Below are 15,927 nucleotides of genomic sequence, written 5' to 3' on the forward strand. Positions count from 1 at the left end.
GTACTTCTCCCCACGCGCGGCGCGCTTGTCCGGCCGCTTCGACGCAAGCCTAGCATGACGGAAAGGCGTTATCCGAGCGCTGCGCCGCGCGGCTGGCGAAGATGTGCTTAGCTCGCCCTCAGCACGTTGAGCGCATACCATCCCCAATAGACACGGTGACGCTGGATCAGGCCGTCCCTGATCTCCATGACCTCGACGAGATCCATCTGATCGCCGTCCGGCGACTGGCGCGGATATTCCCAGGTGAGGATCCGGCCGTCGCTGAAGAAGCCCTGCTTGAAGCGCCGCCGCTGCGGCGGGTTGGTGCGGAACACGCGCGTGATGAACTCGCGCAGCGCGGCGCGACCCTGGACGATCCCGTCGGTGGTCTGCATCAGGTGCTGGACCAGCGGGCTTTCGATCGAGGCATCTTGCGCATAGAGCGCCAGCGCCGCCTCGAGGTCCTTGTTGCCGAGGGCCTCGTCCCAGAGTTTGTAGATGCGTTCCACGTCGGTATTGCTGGCTGTCATGATTGTTCCCTTGTGTTCGTCTGATGGCACCAATTTGATAGGAAGAGGCTGTCGCGACGTTTCAGGAAAAACTGAAATGAGTTTCACGGCGCGGCGAATACGGATAGGACGTTGTTGCGCGATCCGGAGGACGATGCGGTGAGATCATCCCAATCCGTGCAGACGGGATTTTCGCGGATCGCCGAGGCATTGGGCGATCCGGTGCGCGAGGCCATGGTCAGCGCGCTGGCTGACGGCAAGGCGCTGCCGGCAGGCGAGCTTGCCGCGGTGGCCGGCATTTCGCCGCAAGGCGCCAGTGCGCATCTGCAGAAGCTGGTGGATGCGCGCGTGCTATCGGTGTGGGCACAGGGCAGGTTCAGATATTACCGGATCAGGGACGACGACGTCGCGGCGCTGATCGAGAACCTGGTCGATCTTGCGGCGAAAACCACGGCCGGGCGCAAGCGCGCGATGCCCGCCGAGCAGCTCAGGCAATCGCGCACCTGCTACCATCATTTGGCGGGCCACCTCGGCGTGCTGCTGTCGAATGCGCTGGTGCGGCGCCGCCTCGTCGTCATCGACGGCCGCGATGGTCGCGTGACCGAGCAGGGGCTGGCCTGGTGCCGCGCCGAAGACATTGATTTCGATCCGGCGCGGCAGCCGCACCTGCGGCTCTGCAATGACTGGACCGAGCGCGTGCCGCATCTCGCGGGTCCGTTCGCCAATGCCGTGCTGGCGCGGCTGGTCGCGATGCGCGGCGTTGCGCCGCATCGGATTCCGCGCGCGTTGCGGATCACCGACCGGGGGCGGGCGTTCTTCGACCGGCTTGGCGTCGAGGTTCCATTCTGAAGCCGCGAGACCGTGCTAGCGGCCGTCCTCGACTTCGGTCTCCGGGCGGTCGTTGCCGGAGGCGGTTTCGGTCAGCCATTTGCCGTCCGACGTCTCGTACTGGATCGCTTCGGTGCGGCCGGGAACGCGTTGCTCGTTGGCGGCGCGCCGGGCGGCGGCAAGCGCCGCGGCATGGGTTGGAAACGGCTCCGAGAACACCCCGTCGACGGTATAGGCCCAGCCGCCGTCGTGCTGGACGACCTTGTAGATCACGTGGCTCATCCGGAACCTCGTTTCCGCAGTGGACGATGAGGCTGCCAGAATAGACCACGATGTCGTATTTTGCAGCAGCCGATCGTCTTTGAGACGCAAGCCCCGAGGTGCGGGCGAGGGAGACCGACATGTGCCGCAATATCAAGACGCTGTTCAACTTCGAGCCGCCCGCCACCGAGGACGAGATCCACGCTTCCGCGCTGCAATTCGTGCGCAAACTGTCCGGCTTCAACAAGCCGTCGCAGGCCAATGAGGCCGCCTTCAACCTTGCGGTGACCGAGGTCTCGGACGCCGCGCGCAGGCTCCTGATCTCGTTGCAGACCACGTCGCCGGCGCGCGATCGCGAGGTCGAGGCGGAGAAGGCGAGGGAGCGTTCGCGGCTGCGGTTCGGCTGAGGCCAGGCTGAGGCTCGCGCATTCCGTGATGCAGGTCACGGTGGGGCGCACTGCGCGCGGGCACCATGGCCGTTCCCCCCGGTCCCGGAGCAAACGCCATGAAGCCTGCCGCCCTGCTCACATTCTGTTCGATTGCGTTCGCCGTTCTCTGGACCTGCGGCATGCTGTGGTCGAGCGGCACGATCGACCTCGCCAACGTCATCATCCTGTCGGCCTGCGGGGCGTTCGCGGGTGTTGCCTGGTACTACGCGATGCGCTGGGTCTTCCAGCTCATGCAGCTTGCCCGGCCGTCCGATCCTCCGGCCAATCCTGGCGCGGAGCGGTAAACATCGAGCGCGACACGGACATAGCTGGCCGTGTCGCTGCGCAAGGACAAGAAGGGTTACTTCTTGTCCTTCTTGCGGTGCTTCTTCTTTTTCTTGTGATCGTCGTCCTCGTCGTCATCATCAGCGAAATCGATCGCGTCGACGTCAAGGGCGATCGCCTCTGCTGCCGCGCGCTCGGCGGCATCGCGTTCGGCGAGTTCTGCGGCTTCACGCTCCTTGGTGCGCTTGTAGTCTTCCCAGGCGTCGAAGATCATGTGCAGCCACGGCATCACCTGCTCGATCGACGGCAATTGGCCGGGCGGGCCGGCTTCACCGCGCGGGCCGGCCGGACCTTGCGGGCCCTGTGGACCAGCTTCGCCGCGCGGACCCTGCACGCCAGCCTTGCCTTGCGCCCCCGGCTTGCCCTGGGGGCCAGCCTTTCCGACCACGCCGGCCTTGCCCTGCGGACCCGGCTTGCCGCGCGCACCTTCGGGCCCCGGCCGCCCCGGATGTCCCTGCGGTCCGGGCTTTCCCGGCTCGCCCTGACGGCCCTGCGGCCCCTGTGCCCCTCGTGACCCCTGGCGGGAAACTGTCTCGTCAGCCACTGCTATGCTCCGTCGCGATTTGAAGTTGCTTGTAACAGAGGTTGGAGCACGGCTTCAATTCTGCCTGCCGGCGCCGATGCAAGCGATCAACAGTCATAATTCCATGCGCATATGACAACGGAGGGAGTGTTGCGGGTTCTGGACGGCATGTACCGCGAAGCCGCGGGCGAACCGCAACCGCTCGACATCGTCGTGACGCGACACGATGTGCTTGATGAAGCGGCCTTTCGCAGTACGGGCGTGCTCGCGCTCCATGAAGAGCTGTTTCCTGCGAGCGAGCGCGACAGCCCTGACGACATCGTGCGTTGGCTGTTGTCGGATGATGTCGGCGTGCGGCGACACTTCAGCGTCGGCGGCCACGAGATGTCCTATCGTCTCGACTCGCGCTGCTTCATCCTGCGCGCCGGCGCCGGGCGCGCGATCGGGCTCGGCTTCTTCACCTACGATCACGCAAGCGACCTGATCTTCTGCAACCATGTCGGCATCGCGAAGGCCTGGCGCGGCGGCGGCCTGGCGCGCGCGTTCTATCGCGAGATGGTCGCCATGCTCGATGCGCTGTTTCCGAACAATATCGGCGTGGTGCTCGAGGTCGAGCCATTCGATCGTGATCGCGTGGCCGCGATCATCGCCGATCTCGAGCGAGCGGGCGGGCGGCAGCTCGCGGCGAGCGAGCAGGACGAGATCCGCCGATTGCTGCGCGCGAGCTGGTACGACAGGCTTGACTACTCCGTGTTCTGCGACGCGCGCGCGATGCGGCCACTCGCGTGCCGCTCGCCATGTCTTGATCCGTCGCTGCCGTCATCGGATTGGGCGGCCGGAGAAGAGAGCTACTGGCTGATGTGGCAGGCGCGGACCGGCGCGGCCGCAGCTGAGGTGCGCGCAGGTCAGCTCTGGCACAAGGCTGCCACCGCAATCTATGTCGAGATCCTCGCAAAATCCCTGGTCGCGGCGGATCCGAACGGCCGGCGCGGCTATTGGGACTATGCGACCGCACTGGTGGGCCAGACGCTGCAACGGACCGCGGTGGCCGACGTGCATCTCGCACGCTGCCTCGGCGACGATGACGCCGCGTTGCTGTCGCGCTGGCGGCGTCTTGCGATCGACCTGCCGATCTAGGCCGCGGCGTGCTCGCTGTGCGGCACGTCGATGCCGTCGGCCGAATATTCGCGGATCTTGTTCCGCAAGGTCCGCACCGACAGTCCGAGCACGCGCGCGGCACGGGTGCGGTTGCCGTCGCAGCGTGCGAGCGTTTGCAGCACCAGTTCCCGCTCGACCTCATCGACGGTCGCGCCGATCAGCAGTGGGACGATTTCATTTGGAGCCAGCGACGGCAGCAGTGCTTCCGGCGACGGTACGGTGGACGCGTAAGACATGAACTCCTCCCGATCAACGCCCGCCTCGTCGATGAGGCGGAGACATCGAGAACCAACTACCCCGTATATCCACGGTGTGCCGGTTTGGTTAACAAGTCCTTAACGCGCCCCTAACTCCCTGCTTTGTAAGCAAAATACCCAGAAATCGCCACGATTGCGGTTCCATCGGTCACAGTGTCCGGTAGCCGCCATCGACCATCACGATCGATCCCGAGACATAGGCCGAGAGGTCCGAGGCGAGGAAGATCGCGGGGCCGACGATGTCCTCGGGCTTGCCGGCGCGGCCGAGCGGGGTGTGGTCCATGAAGACTTTCACGAGGTCGGGATTGCTGGCGCGCACCTTCTCGTTCAGCGGCGTCTCGATGAAGCCGGGGCCGATCGCGTTGACACGCACGCCGTCCTTGCCGAGCTCTGCGGCCAAAGCCTTGGTGAAGCCGAGCACGCCGTGCTTTGAGGCGGTGTAGGCCGGTGAGCTCGGTGTGCGCAGATGCACGAAGGACTGGATCGAACCGATATTGACGATGCGGCCCTTGCTCTTGCGCAGCGGTGCGAGGAACGAATGCGTCACATTGAAGACGCCGGTGAGATTGATCGAGATGATGTCTTCCCAATCCTTGATCACGGCCTCGTCGGCACCGAGCATACCGTTGCGGCGCGCGATGCCGGCATTGTTGACCAGGATTGAGACCGGTCCGACCTTGTCGGCGATTTGCTTCGCCATCGCGATACAGGCGTCGAGATTGGTCACGTCGAGCGCAAAGCTCTCCGCCTTGCTGCCGGCGTCGCGGATCTCCTTGGCCGCTTCCGCCGCGGCATCGCCGTTCATGTCGAGCAGCACCACGCGCGCACCCTCGCGGCCGTAGCCCGCGGCGATGGCACGGCCGATGCCCGAGCCTGCACCCGTGATGACGGCGATGTGATTGTCGAGAAGGGCCATGGTGTTTCCTCGTTCTGATTTATGAGCGTTGCCGACAACACTATTCAAAACTGCGCCAACCGAAACGCCAAGCCGCGTTTGCGCGTTGCTGTTATCCGGATTCGGATGACAGTACGGACCGATCATGGACTCGCATATCAGACATTGGAAAGGTGCAATCGCGCGCTTCTGCGCGGCGCCTGATCCCGACTATAGCGAAATGGCCAGAATGATCGCCGAGATCGCCACGACCGACTTCGACGAAACGCTGCGGCATGCGGCCGCACAGGTGCTGCCGATCCTGCGCCAGGCGGCGCTGAAATCGGCCGACCGCCGCACCCGATCGATGGCGCTGCGCCGTCTCGGCATCGTCAGCGATGTGCTTCATATGCTGTCCGCGCCGCAGTTCGGCCGGCGTGGCTTGACGCCGAAGGCGCTGACGCAGGAAGAGCGCTACCGGCAATTGCTTGGCCTGCCGTTCGGCCGCCGCCTCGCGGCGAACGAGGTCCACCAGGCGTTCAAGCGCGCCGCCAAGACGGTGCATCCCGACGGTGGCGGCAACGGCCCGGCATTCCTCGAACTCGCCGCCGCGCGTGACGCGTTGATCAAGCATCACTGACGCCTGATTGCGTCATGCCCGACAGCACGAGGGCGGACGCCGCGCCGTTGCCGCGTGTCCGCCCTGTGCGTGGTCGGGGAGGCGCTCAGAACGAGCAGGTGCCGTTGTTGAGGAGGCCGGTCTTGTAGCTGAACGCGGCGTCGAAGGTCGGCAGCTCCTCGCTGACGACGGCGAAGTTCGCCGGCCACGGCGTGGTCGGAATGCTCTGGTCCCAGATCTGGCAGAAGCCGGTGTCTTGCCAACGGATCAGATGATAGGGCGTGGCGCTGGCCGGGCTTGCCGCGGCAAGCACGGACACAGTGGCGGCGATGGCGGCACAGGCAATCGCAAGACGACGCATGGAAAATCTCCGGTTTGAAAATGTGAATGCTCCGCGGGGAAATCCTGGAGCTCAGGGGCCGATCGCCCCGGACATGCAGTGAGTGTTGCAACCCCGGGAACAGGTTCAACGCCGCTTGCGCGGACATTCCCGTCACCAATGGACGCCTGCTGTGCCAAATTGCGCCTGACGATGCGCTTGCTACAGTCGGCGCATTGCGATTCGCGCCCGCGTCGCGACGCGAGCAAATCGACGTGAGAAAATCCCGGGGAGACCGCATATGAAACTTTCATCCACCCTTCGCGCCGCGCTGGTCGCACTGATGGCCTTCACCGGCCTCGCTGTCTCCACCGCCGCTCGCGCCGACAGCGGCTTCGTGACGCTCACGATCTACAAGGCCGGATGGTTCATCGGCGGCTCCGGCGGCGGCGGCGTGCTGACGTTCCGCGGCCGCTCCTATCGGCTGTCCACCGGCGGTCTCGACTACGGCTTGGTGTTCGGCGGCTCCAAGACCGTGCTGCGTGGCCGCGTCAGCAATATCAATCGTCCGTCCGACGTTGCCGGCGTCTATGGCGCGGCGGGCGCGGGGCTTGCCGTCGGCCGCGGTGCCCGCGCGATCGTGCTGACCAATCAGAAGGGCGCGGTGCTCGAATTGACCGGCCACCAGGTCGGCCTGATGGCCAACGCCGATCTGAGCGGGCTTGCGATCACGATGCGGTAGAGTATCGCGGGAGTAACGAGCAGCAGATCGCCAGCCCAACACATGTCTGGCGTTTAGGCGGACTCAATCCATCCCCGTCATCCTGAGGAGGCCGCAACGCGGCCGTCTCGAAGGATGAATCGGCCACCAGCGGGGCCGTCGATCCTTCGAGGCTCGCTTCGCTCGCACCTCAGGATGACGGGGCTGGAGCATTATGGCTCGAGGGGCCAGCGTGCGCCTTGCGTGATTTCGGAATATTGGAAGCGTATCCGTGAGTTGCCCGACGTGTCAAGTCGAGCGCCGGCCGCCGCCGGCTACTTTGCATGGGGTTGTTTTCGATATTTTGTCTAGCTGATGGCGCGAGCCGCCTCGGTCCAGGCCGGGACGGGGCGGCATTCACCTGAACAGATGCAGTGCTGCGTATTGCAGCAGCATGATGGTCTTGCCGTCGACAATGCGGCCATCGCTGATCATGGCGAGCGCGTCGTCGATCGCAAGCTCCAGCACCTCGATGTCCTCGCCCTCGTCGGCGAGCCCGCCGCCGTCGCTGACGCGCATCGCGGCGTCGTATTCGGCGACGAAGAAATGCAGCTTCTCGGTCACCGCCCCCGGCGTCATGAAGGCTTCGAACACCTTGCGCACATGCGCGAGCCGGTAGCCGATCTCTTCCTCCGCCTCGGCGCGGATGCGTGCCTCCGGCGCGGCATCGTCGAGCATGCCGGCGGCGGCCTCGATCAGGAGATCGTCATAGCCGTTGGCGAATGCGGGATAGCGGAACTGGCGCACCAGCACCACGGTGCGGGTGTTGAGATTGTAGGGCAGCAGCGCCGCCCCGTTGCCGCGGTCATAGACCTCGCGCACCTGGGTCTGCCATTCGCCATTACTGCGGCGGTAGTCGAATGTCGCGCTCTTCAGCTCGTAGCGGCGCTTCGAAAGCAGCTGGACGTCCTTGACGCGGACGCGGTCGGCGATGCTCATGCGTCGATCCTTAACTCTGTCACGGCGTCGCTTCGCGACCGTCGAGCCATTTGGCCAGCATCACCGAGGTCGACTCCTCATAGCCGAGCGATTGGTAGAATGCGCCGGCCCTGGCGTTCTCCCGGCGCACCAGCAATTGCAGCTTCGGCACGCCGGCGTTGCGCAGCCAGTCCTCGGCCGCCGCCATGATGGTGCGGCCAAGCCCCTTGCCCTGGAGGTTGGGATCGACCGCGACGTAATAGACCCAGCCGCGATGGCCGTCATGACCGACCATCGCGGTTGCGACGATCGTGTCCGAGCTGCGGCCGACAAGGATGGCCGAGCTCGGTCCGCGCCGCGCCAGCACGATGTCGGCAGAGGGATCATTCCACGGCCGGGTCAGGCCGCACGCCTGCCACAGCGCGACGACAGCGGCGACGTCGGCGTCGGTGATCTCTGCAATGGCGAGAGAGGAGGGCATTGTCGCCTGCACGGTCACAGCACCTTGCCCGGGTTCATGATGCCGAGCGGGTCGAGCATCGCCTTGACCTGCCGCATCAGCTCGATCGCGACCTTGTCCTTGACGTCGGGCAACTCGTCGCGCTTGAGCACGCCGATGCCGTGCTCGGCCGAGATCGAGCCGCCCATCCGCAGCACGATCTCGAACACGACGGCATTGACGTCGTGCCAGCGCGCCAGGAAGTCGGCGGCATTGGCGCCGACCGGTTGGCTGACATTGTAGTGGATATTGCCGTCGCCGAGATGGCCGAACGGCACCGGCCGCGCGCCCGGGATCAGCTTCACGACCGCCGCATTGGCCTCCGCGATGAAGGCGGGAACAGCTGCGACCGGCACCGAGATGTCGTGCTTGATCGAGCCGCCCTCCGGCTTCTGCGCCGCCGACATCTCGTCGCGCAGCTTCCAGAACGCCTGGCGCTGGCTCAGATTGGCGGCGATGACCGCGTCATCGACGATGCCGTCCTCCATGCCCTGGGCCAGGATCGCCTCGAGCGCGTCGCGGGCATCGTCGCGCGACGACGACAATTCCATCAGCACGTACCAGGGATGCTTGCTCTCCAGCGGATCGCGGATATCGATGCCGTGGCGGATCGAGAAATCGACCGCGATGTCGGCGAGCAATTCGAAGCTCGTCAGGCTGCCCGCCGCCTCGTTGCGCGAGATCGACAGCAGCTTGAGGGCTGCCGCCGGTGACTTCAGGCCGACATAGGCGGTCTCGACCGCGCGCGGCTTCGGAAACAGCCTCAAGGTTGCGGCCGTGATGATGCCGAGCGTGCCTTCGGCACCGATGAAGAGGTTGCGCAGGTCGTAGCCGGTGTTGTCCTTCTTCAGCTTGGACAAGGCGTTGAGCACGCGACCATCCGCGAGCACGACCTCGACGCCGAGAGCCATCTCGCGCGCCACGCCATAGGCGAGCGCTCCGGTGCCGCCGGCATTGGTCGAGAGGTTGCCGCCGATGGTGCAGCTGCCTTCGGCGCCGAGCGACAGCGGGAACAGCCGGTCGACGTCGGCTGCCTTCTGCTGCGCGATTTGCAGCACTACGCCGGCCTCGCAGGTCATGGTGTTGGATTCGACATCGATGTCGCGGATCTTGTCGAGGCGCCGCAGCGACACCACGACCTCGCCATGATGCGGTGTCTGCCCGCCGACCAGGCCGGTGTTGCCGCCCTGCGGCACCAGCGCGATCCTGTGCTCGCTCGCAAGCTTGCAGATCGCAGCGACTTCGGCGGTCGAGCCCGGGCGCAGCACCAGCGGCGAGCGGCCGTGAAACAGGTCGCGCTCCTCGGTGACGTAAGGCTCGATGTCGGCGGCATCAGTCACGGCATATTTGTCGCCGACGATAGCGCGGAATTTTGCAAGCAATTCGGGCGGAAGCGGCGGCACCGCTGATTGGACGATGTTCATTTTTTCTTGGTCTTTCACTCAGTCGGGATCTTTATCGAGGCATGACCTCTGCGCAAACGCTTGGCGTTTGTCGCGGGGGAAACCGGCTCGCACCTTTCCGGGTCATGCTTGTTACCGCCCAACCGCTGCGCGGCGCAGCCGGTCATTGATGGCTTCGCCCAACCCGTCCTCGGGAATGGGCATCACGGCGATAGCATCTGCGTTTCTCGTGTCGAGCGTGCGAAGGTAGCCGAACAGATTGGCGGCGGCCTCGGCAAGATCGCCGCGCTCGGACAGGTTCATCTCCACGGAGGCGCATTCACGCCGCCCGACCTTGGCCGGCCCGAACGCCAGCAAGGCTTCGCCGACATGGACATCGCTCGCATTGAGCCGGACCGGTGTCCGCGGTGCATAATGTGACGCGAGCATGCCCGGGGCGATCGGCTGAGCGTCGCCTTCCGCATCGGGCGGCGGCGATTGCAGCGGATGTCCGAGCACGCGCTCGATCTCGGCGCGCGTCAGCCCGCCCGGCCGCAGCAGCACCGGATCGGAGAAGCAGCCGACGATGGTGGATTCGACGCCGACCTCGACCGGGCCGCCGTCGACGATCATGTCGATCCGGCCCGCCAGATCGCCGTTCACATGCTCGGCCGTGGTTGGCGAGACGTGGCCGGAGAGATTGGCCGACGGTGCTACCACGGCACCGCCGAACGCCTTGATGATGTCGCGCGCCACCTTGTGGGCCGGAATGCGTATCGCGACCGTGTCGAGCCCGGCGGTCGCGAGTTCGGCGACCGGGCAGGAGAGCGCCTTCGGCAGCACCAGGGTGAGGGGACCGGGCCAGAACGCTTCCGCCAGGCGCAACGCCTGCCCGTCAAACAGGGCGATCCGGCGCGCGGCGCCGAGATCGGCGACATGGGCAATCAGCGGATTGAAGGCCGGCCGGCCCTTGGCCTGGTAGAGCCGGGCGATCGCGGCGGCGTTGCCGGCGTCGGCGCCGAGGCCATAAACCGTCTCGGTCGGAAACGCCACCAGGCCGCCCTCAGCCAGGACCCCGGCCGCGGTCGCAGTGGCGGCGGCACCGGCGGGCAAAATGTGCGTTTTCAGGCCTGTATCCACTGTGACTAGATTCCTCAATTGGGTGCCTTGTGATCCCTTGCGGTCCCCGAAACCCGACGCTATAAGCCGGCCTCTTAGTCGGAGTGTGGCTCAGCCCGGTAGAGCACTGCGTTCGGGACGCAGGGGTCGCAGGTTCGAATCCTGCCACTCCGACCATTCTTTCAAGCACTTATAGTTTCTGTGTTTTTTGTGCGCAACGACATGCGCATCGATTTCGGGCGCGGCAGCCATGTCGGTCGATTCGATTCGACGCCGCTCGGAACCTGACGCGCGACGATTGTTGGGCGCGAGGGAAAAGCCGCCTGACGTGATGTTCCGTCGCACGTCACCAAGCACTAGAAGGCCTCCCGTCGGACCTGTCAGCCGGTCCTGGCCGACATCAAAGCACGAATAGCCCGTGGCGAGTAGTGCTCAACGTGCCGTCGCAAATGCTGACATCGTGTTTGTCAGGGGTTGCCGACCTCGAAGGCCAGCAGAACGTTGCCGGGCAGGCCGCCCCATTGCGCGTAGCCGGAATTGACATACAGCATGCCGTCGACGACGACCGCACCGGGGCCGTCCATGGCGCCGCCACGGGCCGGAACGCCATTCACCGTGGTGTAGTCGCGCGCGGTGTCGATCTCCCAAAGCAGCCGCGCATCATCGGTGGCGTAGGCGCGCAAGAAGCCGCTCACGCCACCCGAGAAGACGACGCCGGGAATGAGGGTGATCGCTGCGGAGAGGGCGGGACTGCATTGGGGGCGATCGCCACAGGCAACCGGCGCCACCTGCATCGCGATTTTCCCGGTCGCAAGATCGAGGCCAAACAGGCCGCCGCCTTCGCTTGAGTTGAGACGCATCGTGCCGTCCCTCAGGAACCGCACGTCGGAATTGGCGACATAAATTCGCTCCTGGTCCGCGGCGGAGCCCCACTCGGTTCCTCCCAATGGGCCACCTTGGCCGATCCGCGTCTGCCACAGGATCTTGCCCTCATGGTCGGGATCGAGTGCGTGCACCACTCCGGATTTCTGGCCGATCACCAGCACGCGTTGTCCGTTATGCAAGGTCACCAGGATAGGCGATTGTCCGAAGTCGTGGTCGGGGCCGCGGTCCTGCGGACAGTTGCTCTGGTCGGTGCCGAAGCACGCCACGACGAAGCTGTCCTTGGGCGTCGCTTGCTGATGCCAGAGCATTCGCCCGGTCGCGAGATCGAACGCGAGGATGGCATCGCTGGTATCGGTTGCCGGGTCGGCATAGCTGTTCGATGTCGCGACATAGACCGCCTGGCGCTGAACATCGATCGTCGGTGCGGACCAGACCGATGCGCCGGCCGGCCCGAACAGTTGCGTCCCGATGGCGTTCGTCCGGGTGGGATGCGGTGCTTCAAGGATGGTGTAGCTCTTCCAGATCTGCGCACCGGTTTCGGCCTTCAGCGCAACGACGCTGCCGCGAAACGTGCAGCATTGGTAGGTGGGCCGGGATCCCGTGGCCTCCTCGATCGATGACACCCCGACATAGACAACGCCGGAATAGAAGGTTGGCGCACCGGTAATCCGCGCGGCCAGATGATCCTCGACCCTGCTCTTCCAGATCAACGCGCCGGTCGTCGCATTCACGGCGTAGACGTTGGCGAGCACATCGCCAAAGACGATGGCGGATTGGCCGTTATCCATCGGGACCAAACTGATGGCCGCCCTGACCGCTGCGTCGGTCGGAAACACCCAGCGGGTGCATCCGGCCTTGGCGTCGAGGGCGTGGACCTTGCGGTCGCCGCCGCCGACGAACAGCAAGCCGCCGATGACAGTCGGCTGGGCGTTAGCGGTGGACATGCCAGGAAACCCGTAGGCCCACTTCAAGCGTAGCCGCGGGACCTGGTCTGGCGCGAGGCCGGCCATCGCCGCCGGCTGAAACCGGCTGTTGTTGAGATCCGCGCCCCAGCCGTTCCACCGTGGCCCATCGATCGGCTGCGGGAAACCGGTCTCGCTCTGCGCGCATTGGCCTGTACTGTCGGCCGACGCATGCCAAGCGGCCTTGCCGGTGACGAGCGAGGCGATGGCCGCCCGCTCGTCACTGGTCAGCCCCTGCGCGAAGGATGACATCGCGCCCGCGGTGATCGCACCAAGAACCTCATCGAACGACCTCGATTGCAGCGCGGTGCGGCTCGGCGCGCGAATATCGGTGTTGCTGCTGTCGTGACACTGCGCACAGCGTTGCGCGTAGAGGGCGGCGCCGCCTTGCTGAGCGGTCGCAGGAAGGCAGGACCAGATCAGGACGACGGCAATCGCAGCACTCAGTTTCATCGTGGTTCACCGGCGTTGGTTGATGAGATGAGCGACCGAAGCGTAGCACAACCTGCCGGCTTCCATTGTGCGTGGGGAGGCCGGCGGCGTGTGCCGGGCGGGTCGGACCCGGTCGCGACCGGCCGCCTCCAAATCGAGCGCCTGGCGGCGTGATCTCCCATTGACAGGCCGCCCGATGTGATAGAATTATAACACAATAAGTTGCAAAAATAACAAAATGTCATCATCGCATCAGCGTCTCGCGCGGGCGATGGGAGGAAAATGGAATTGTCCGGTTCGATCGCGGCAGAGCCTCGGCCGTCGGCGTCGCTTTTGACGGTCGATGGCATCAACAAGCGCTTTGGCGGCGTGCGCGCGTTGCGTGACGTCAACCTCGAGGTCCTTTCCGGCGAGGTACATGCGCTGCTGGGCGAGAACGGCGCCGGAAAATCCACACTGATCAAGATCCTCAGCGGCGTTCATGCCGCCGACAGCGGCACGATCGAGATCGCCGGCAGGCCAGTGATGTTCGACAGCCCGGCAAGATCGCGCGAAGCGGGGATCGCCGTCGTCTATCAGGACCTCAGCCTCGTCGAATCGCTGAGCGTCGCCGACAATCTGTTGCTCGGCCGCGAGCCGCGCGCGCGGTTCGGCTTTGTCCGGAAGCGCGAGCTGATGGCCAAAGCCGAGGCGTTCCTGGGGGAGCTCGGCATTCCCCTTGATACACGCGCGACGGTCGGCTCGCTGCCGTTCGCCTACCGCCAGATGACGGAGATCGCCAAGGCGTTGATGGGCGAGGTGCGGCTCTTGATCCTCGATGAGCCGACATCCTCGTTGACGTCCGATGAGGTCCGCATCCTGTTCGATGCGATCGGCAAGGCGACGCGCCGCGGCGTCGGCGTGATCTACGTGACCCATCGTCTCAACGAGGTGTTCGAGATTTCGCAGCGTGTCACGGTGCTGCGCGATGGCGCCAATGCCGGCACATTCGTCACCGCCGATACCGACATGAAGCGGCTGGTGAACGCCATCATCGGAACCGATCGATTGGCGCCGGCAGCGTCGCGTGCCGCGCCCGCGGCAATGCGTGCGTTTGATTCATCGCCGGTTCTGTCGCTGTCGGGCGTGTCGAATGACCGGCTGTCGGCCGTCGACTTGTCGGTAATGAAGGGGGAGATCCACGGCCTTGCCGGATTGATCGGTAGCGGGCGCACGGAGATTCTGGAGACGATCTTCGGACTTCGGCCGGCCGAGCACGGCACGCTCGAGATCGAGGGCCGGCCGTGGCTGCCGAACAGCGCGGCCGATGCAATCGATCAGGGCGTCGCGCTGGTGCCGGAGGATCGGCATGTGCAGGGCCTGGTGCTCGACCATTCGATCGAACGCAACATCACCTTGCCGCGGATTCCGCATTTCTCGCGTTGGGGCTTCATGCAGCAGCGCGCCGCCGCCCGGCGTGCGGACGCCGCGGTCGCGCGGCTTTCGGTCAAAGCGCAAGGCGCTTCCAGCCTGGTCAGGACACTGTCCGGCGGCAACCAGCAGAAGGTCGTGTTCGGAAAATGGAATGATCCGCGGCCGAGGGTGCTGCTGCTGGACGAGCCGACGGTCGGCGTCGACGTCGGCGCACGCGAGGAGATCTACGGCGTGATCCGCAATGCCGCCCGCGACGGCAGCGGCGTCCTGATCGTCTCCTCGGATCTCGTCGAACTGATCGAGCTCTGCGACCGCATCTCCGTGATCGTCGATGGACGCGTGGCGCGAACGCTTGCGCGCGGCGAGATCGACGACGCCGAAGAGCTCCATCATCTCCTGCAGATGTACCAGGCTTCCGGACAAGGCGTATTGCAAGAGCTGCCCGCATGACCGAACTGACCGCACCAAATGTCGTCGCCTCGCCGACCCGAACCGACCGACGTCGCAAGCTGCTGCAGAACCTGCTGCGCGGCGAGCGGCCCTACATGCTGTACATCGCCTTCGTGGTGTTGCTCGTCGTGTTCAGCCTGTCCTCGCCCTGGTTCCTGTCGGTCGACAATTTCCTGAACATCGGACGCCAGACGACGCTGGTGTCGATCATCGCGGTCGGCATGACCTTCGTGATCATCGCCCGCCAGATCGATCTGTCGGTCGCATCGACATTGGCGCTGTCGGGCATGGCGGCGGCGCTCGCCATGAGCCAGATCAGCAACAGCTGGCTCGTCGGCGCCGTTGCCGGGCTCGGCACCGGCGCGCTGGTCGGGCTGCTCAATGGCATCCTGACCACGCAGCTCTCGATCCCGTCCTTCCTGGTGACGCTCGGCTCGCTGAGCATGGCGCGGGGGCTGGCGATGATGGTCACCAACACCAAGCCGGTCATCATCACCAACGAGACCTATTTCGCGATCTTCGGCGAAGGCACGTTCCTGGGCATCCCCGTTCCCATTGCCTGGACGCTGGTGGCGATGATCGTCGGCATCCTGCTGCTGCACTACAACGTGTTCGGCCGTCGCATCTATGCGGTCGGCGGCAATCCGACCGCGGCGCTCTATTCCGGCATCAACACCAAATGGGTGACGACGGCGGCCTTTGTGCTGACCGGCGCGCTGGCCGGGCTTGCGGCGCTGGTGCTGTCCGCGCGCTCACATGCCGCGCGGCCCGACGTCGTGCAGGGGATGGAGCTCGACGTCATCGCCGCGGTGATCCTCGGTGGCTGCAGCCTGTTCGGCGGGCGCGGCTACATCCTGGGAACGCTGTTCGGCAGCCTCATCATCGGCACGCTCAATAACGGCCTCGTGCTGCTCGGCGTCAGCTCGCCGATGCAGCTTGTCATCAAGGGAGCGATCATCGTGGCCGCGGTAGCCTTCACGAAACGCTAGAGCACGATTCGGAAAAGT

19 protein-coding genes and 1 tRNA gene are annotated in these 15,927 nt (G+C 65.2%); 9 read left to right on the plus strand and 11 right to left on the minus strand.

Features of this window, described 5'->3' with window-relative positions; genetic code table 11:
* Positions 1–107 precede the first annotated feature (107 nt).
* Complete coding sequence (locus JQ573_RS04005; protein WP_249131203.1) at positions 108–509, minus strand: nuclear transport factor 2 family protein; 402 nt, start codon at positions 507–509, stop codon at positions 108–110.
* A 138-nt stretch (positions 510–647) separates the two neighbouring features.
* Between JQ573_RS04005 and JQ573_RS04010 the strand changes: the two genes are divergently transcribed.
* Positions 648–1,337, plus strand: coding sequence for a metalloregulator ArsR/SmtB family transcription factor (locus JQ573_RS04010; protein WP_312011353.1), 690 nt, complete (start codon positions 648–650; stop codon positions 1,335–1,337).
* 15 nt (positions 1,338–1,352) lie between these two features.
* Here JQ573_RS04010 and JQ573_RS04015 read toward each other — a convergent pair whose 3' ends face one another.
* Positions 1,353–1,598: a DUF2188 domain-containing protein gene (locus JQ573_RS04015; RefSeq protein WP_173641286.1), complete on the minus strand. Its 246-nt coding sequence runs from the start codon at positions 1,596–1,598 to the stop codon at positions 1,353–1,355.
* Positions 1,599–1,717: 119 nt separating this feature from the next.
* Here JQ573_RS04015 and JQ573_RS04020 point away from each other — a divergent pair, with 119 nt between their 5' ends.
* Positions 1,718–1,984, plus strand: coding sequence for a DUF2277 domain-containing protein (locus JQ573_RS04020; protein ID WP_212311623.1), 267 nt, complete (start codon positions 1,718–1,720; stop codon positions 1,982–1,984).
* Positions 1,985–2,082: 98 nt separating this feature from the next.
* On the plus strand, positions 2,083–2,310 hold the full coding sequence (locus JQ573_RS04025) for a hypothetical protein (protein ID WP_212311622.1): 228 nt from the start codon (positions 2,083–2,085) through the stop codon (positions 2,308–2,310).
* A 56-nt stretch (positions 2,311–2,366) separates the two neighbouring features.
* Here JQ573_RS04025 and JQ573_RS04030 read toward each other — a convergent pair whose 3' ends face one another.
* Positions 2,367–2,894 (minus strand): collagen-like protein, encoded by a 528-nt coding sequence (locus tag JQ573_RS04030; protein ID WP_212311621.1) that lies wholly within the window; start codon positions 2,892–2,894, stop codon positions 2,367–2,369.
* Positions 2,895–3,023: 129 nt separating this feature from the next.
* On the opposite strand from JQ573_RS04030, the gene JQ573_RS04035 reads away from it, so the two are divergent.
* Positions 3,024–4,010: a hypothetical protein gene (locus JQ573_RS04035; protein WP_249131204.1), complete on the plus strand. Its 987-nt coding sequence runs from the start codon at positions 3,024–3,026 to the stop codon at positions 4,008–4,010.
* On the opposite strand, the gene JQ573_RS04040 is transcribed toward JQ573_RS04035, so the two are convergent.
* Together JQ573_RS04040 and JQ573_RS04045 are read right to left on the minus strand one after the other, a co-directional pair.
* Positions 4,007–4,267: a helix-turn-helix domain-containing protein gene (locus JQ573_RS04040; protein ID WP_021076090.1), complete on the minus strand. Its 261-nt coding sequence runs from the start codon at positions 4,265–4,267 to the stop codon at positions 4,007–4,009. The genes JQ573_RS04035 and JQ573_RS04040 overlap by 4 nt on opposite strands.
* Before the next feature lie 169 nt (positions 4,268–4,436).
* Complete coding sequence (locus JQ573_RS04045) at positions 4,437–5,204, minus strand: SDR family NAD(P)-dependent oxidoreductase (RefSeq protein WP_212311620.1); 768 nt, start codon at positions 5,202–5,204, stop codon at positions 4,437–4,439.
* A gap of 199 nt (positions 5,205–5,403) precedes the next feature.
* Here JQ573_RS04045 and JQ573_RS04050 point away from each other — a divergent pair, with 199 nt between their 5' ends.
* On the plus strand, positions 5,404–5,802 hold the full coding sequence (locus tag JQ573_RS04050) for a hypothetical protein (RefSeq protein WP_249131205.1): 399 nt from the start codon (positions 5,404–5,406) through the stop codon (positions 5,800–5,802).
* 85 nt (positions 5,803–5,887) lie between these two features.
* On the opposite strand, the gene JQ573_RS04055 is transcribed toward JQ573_RS04050, so the two are convergent.
* Positions 5,888–6,142 carry a hypothetical protein gene (locus tag JQ573_RS04055; protein WP_092124604.1) on the minus strand — a complete coding sequence of 85 codons (255 nt, stop codon included), beginning with the start codon at positions 6,140–6,142 and terminating at the stop codon, positions 5,888–5,890.
* Positions 6,143–6,401: 259 nt separating this feature from the next.
* Here JQ573_RS04055 and JQ573_RS04060 point away from each other — a divergent pair, with 259 nt between their 5' ends.
* Positions 6,402–6,842, plus strand: coding sequence for a hypothetical protein (locus tag JQ573_RS04060; protein ID WP_212311618.1), 441 nt, complete (start codon positions 6,402–6,404; stop codon positions 6,840–6,842).
* A gap of 375 nt (positions 6,843–7,217) precedes the next feature.
* Here JQ573_RS04060 and JQ573_RS04065 read toward each other — a convergent pair whose 3' ends face one another.
* The 4 genes from JQ573_RS04065 to JQ573_RS04080 form a co-directional block, all read right to left on the minus strand.
* Positions 7,218–7,799, minus strand: a complete 582-nt coding sequence (locus JQ573_RS04065; protein WP_212311617.1) for a GDP-mannose pyrophosphatase — start codon at positions 7,797–7,799, stop codon at positions 7,218–7,220.
* A 19-nt stretch (positions 7,800–7,818) separates the two neighbouring features.
* Positions 7,819–8,259 carry a GNAT family acetyltransferase gene (locus JQ573_RS04070; protein WP_212311616.1) on the minus strand — a complete coding sequence of 147 codons (441 nt, stop codon included), beginning with the start codon at positions 8,257–8,259 and terminating at the stop codon, positions 7,819–7,821.
* A 14-nt stretch (positions 8,260–8,273) separates the two neighbouring features.
* The gene (locus JQ573_RS04075) at positions 8,274–9,701 is read right to left on the minus strand and encodes an FAD-binding oxidoreductase (protein WP_092124607.1); all 1,428 of its coding nucleotides are present in this window, start codon (positions 9,699–9,701) and stop codon (positions 8,274–8,276) included.
* A 111-nt stretch (positions 9,702–9,812) separates the two neighbouring features.
* Positions 9,813–10,799 carry an L-threonylcarbamoyladenylate synthase gene (locus JQ573_RS04080; protein WP_212311615.1) on the minus strand — a complete coding sequence of 329 codons (987 nt, stop codon included), beginning with the start codon at positions 10,797–10,799 and terminating at the stop codon, positions 9,813–9,815.
* A 79-nt stretch (positions 10,800–10,878) separates the two neighbouring features.
* Here JQ573_RS04080 and JQ573_RS04085 point away from each other — a divergent pair.
* A tRNA-Pro gene (locus JQ573_RS04085) sits at positions 10,879–10,955 on the plus strand.
* Between the two features lie 290 nt (positions 10,956–11,245).
* On the opposite strand, the gene JQ573_RS04090 is transcribed toward JQ573_RS04085, so the two are convergent.
* On the minus strand, positions 11,246–13,078 hold the full coding sequence (locus JQ573_RS04090) for a PQQ-binding-like beta-propeller repeat protein (protein WP_212311614.1): 1,833 nt from the start codon (positions 13,076–13,078) through the stop codon (positions 11,246–11,248).
* 261 nt (positions 13,079–13,339) lie between these two features.
* Here JQ573_RS04090 and JQ573_RS04095 point away from each other — a divergent pair, with 261 nt between their 5' ends.
* The gene (locus JQ573_RS04095; protein WP_212311613.1) at positions 13,340–14,920 is read left to right on the plus strand and encodes a sugar ABC transporter ATP-binding protein; all 1,581 of its coding nucleotides are present in this window, start codon (positions 13,340–13,342) and stop codon (positions 14,918–14,920) included.
* Positions 14,917–15,909 carry an ABC transporter permease gene (locus JQ573_RS04100; protein ID WP_212311612.1) on the plus strand — a complete coding sequence of 331 codons (993 nt, stop codon included), beginning with the start codon at positions 14,917–14,919 and terminating at the stop codon, positions 15,907–15,909. Before JQ573_RS04095 ends, JQ573_RS04100 begins: the two co-directional genes overlap by 4 nt.
* The last annotated feature ends 18 nt before the right edge of the window (positions 15,910–15,927 follow it).

Origin of the sequence: Bradyrhizobium sp. AUGA SZCCT0105 (genome assembly GCF_018129565.1) — a bacterium.
GTDB lineage: Bacteria > Pseudomonadota > Alphaproteobacteria > Rhizobiales > Xanthobacteraceae > Bradyrhizobium.

What these genes read in the sequence shown, in the direction of transcription:
- JQ573_RS04050 (WP_249131205.1), top strand. Translation starts at nt 5,404, where the DNA reads ATGGCCAGAATGATCGCCGAGATCGCCACGACCGACTTCGACGAAACG.
- JQ573_RS04100 (WP_212311612.1), top strand. Translation starts at nt 14,917, where the DNA reads ATGACCGAACTGACCGCACCAAATGTCGTCGCCTCGCCGACCCGAACC.
- JQ573_RS04070 (WP_212311616.1), bottom strand. Translation starts at nt 8,259, where the DNA reads ATGCCCTCCTCTCTCGCCATTGCAGAGATCACCGACGCCGACGTCGCC.
- JQ573_RS04075 (WP_092124607.1), bottom strand. Translation starts at nt 9,701, where the DNA reads ATGAACATCGTCCAATCAGCGGTGCCGCCGCTTCCGCCCGAATTGCTT.
- JQ573_RS04015 (WP_173641286.1), bottom strand. Translation starts at nt 1,598, where the DNA reads ATGAGCCACGTGATCTACAAGGTCGTCCAGCACGACGGCGGCTGGGCC.
- JQ573_RS04095 (WP_212311613.1), top strand. Translation starts at nt 13,340, where the DNA reads ATGGAATTGTCCGGTTCGATCGCGGCAGAGCCTCGGCCGTCGGCGTCG.
- JQ573_RS04040 (WP_021076090.1), bottom strand. Translation starts at nt 4,267, where the DNA reads ATGTCTTACGCGTCCACCGTACCGTCGCCGGAAGCACTGCTGCCGTCG.
- JQ573_RS04005 (WP_249131203.1), bottom strand. Translation starts at nt 509, where the DNA reads ATGACAGCCAGCAATACCGACGTGGAACGCATCTACAAACTCTGGGAC.
- JQ573_RS04020 (WP_212311623.1), top strand. Translation starts at nt 1,718, where the DNA reads ATGTGCCGCAATATCAAGACGCTGTTCAACTTCGAGCCGCCCGCCACC.
- JQ573_RS04060 (WP_212311618.1), top strand. Translation starts at nt 6,402, where the DNA reads ATGAAACTTTCATCCACCCTTCGCGCCGCGCTGGTCGCACTGATGGCC.
- JQ573_RS04025 (WP_212311622.1), top strand. Translation starts at nt 2,083, where the DNA reads ATGAAGCCTGCCGCCCTGCTCACATTCTGTTCGATTGCGTTCGCCGTT.
- JQ573_RS04055 (WP_092124604.1), bottom strand. Translation starts at nt 6,142, where the DNA reads ATGCGTCGTCTTGCGATTGCCTGTGCCGCCATCGCCGCCACTGTGTCC.
- JQ573_RS04045 (WP_212311620.1), bottom strand. Translation starts at nt 5,204, where the DNA reads ATGGCCCTTCTCGACAATCACATCGCCGTCATCACGGGTGCAGGCTCG.
- JQ573_RS04065 (WP_212311617.1), bottom strand. Translation starts at nt 7,799, where the DNA reads ATGAGCATCGCCGACCGCGTCCGCGTCAAGGACGTCCAGCTGCTTTCG.
- JQ573_RS04090 (WP_212311614.1), bottom strand. Translation starts at nt 13,078, where the DNA reads ATGAAACTGAGTGCTGCGATTGCCGTCGTCCTGATCTGGTCCTGCCTT.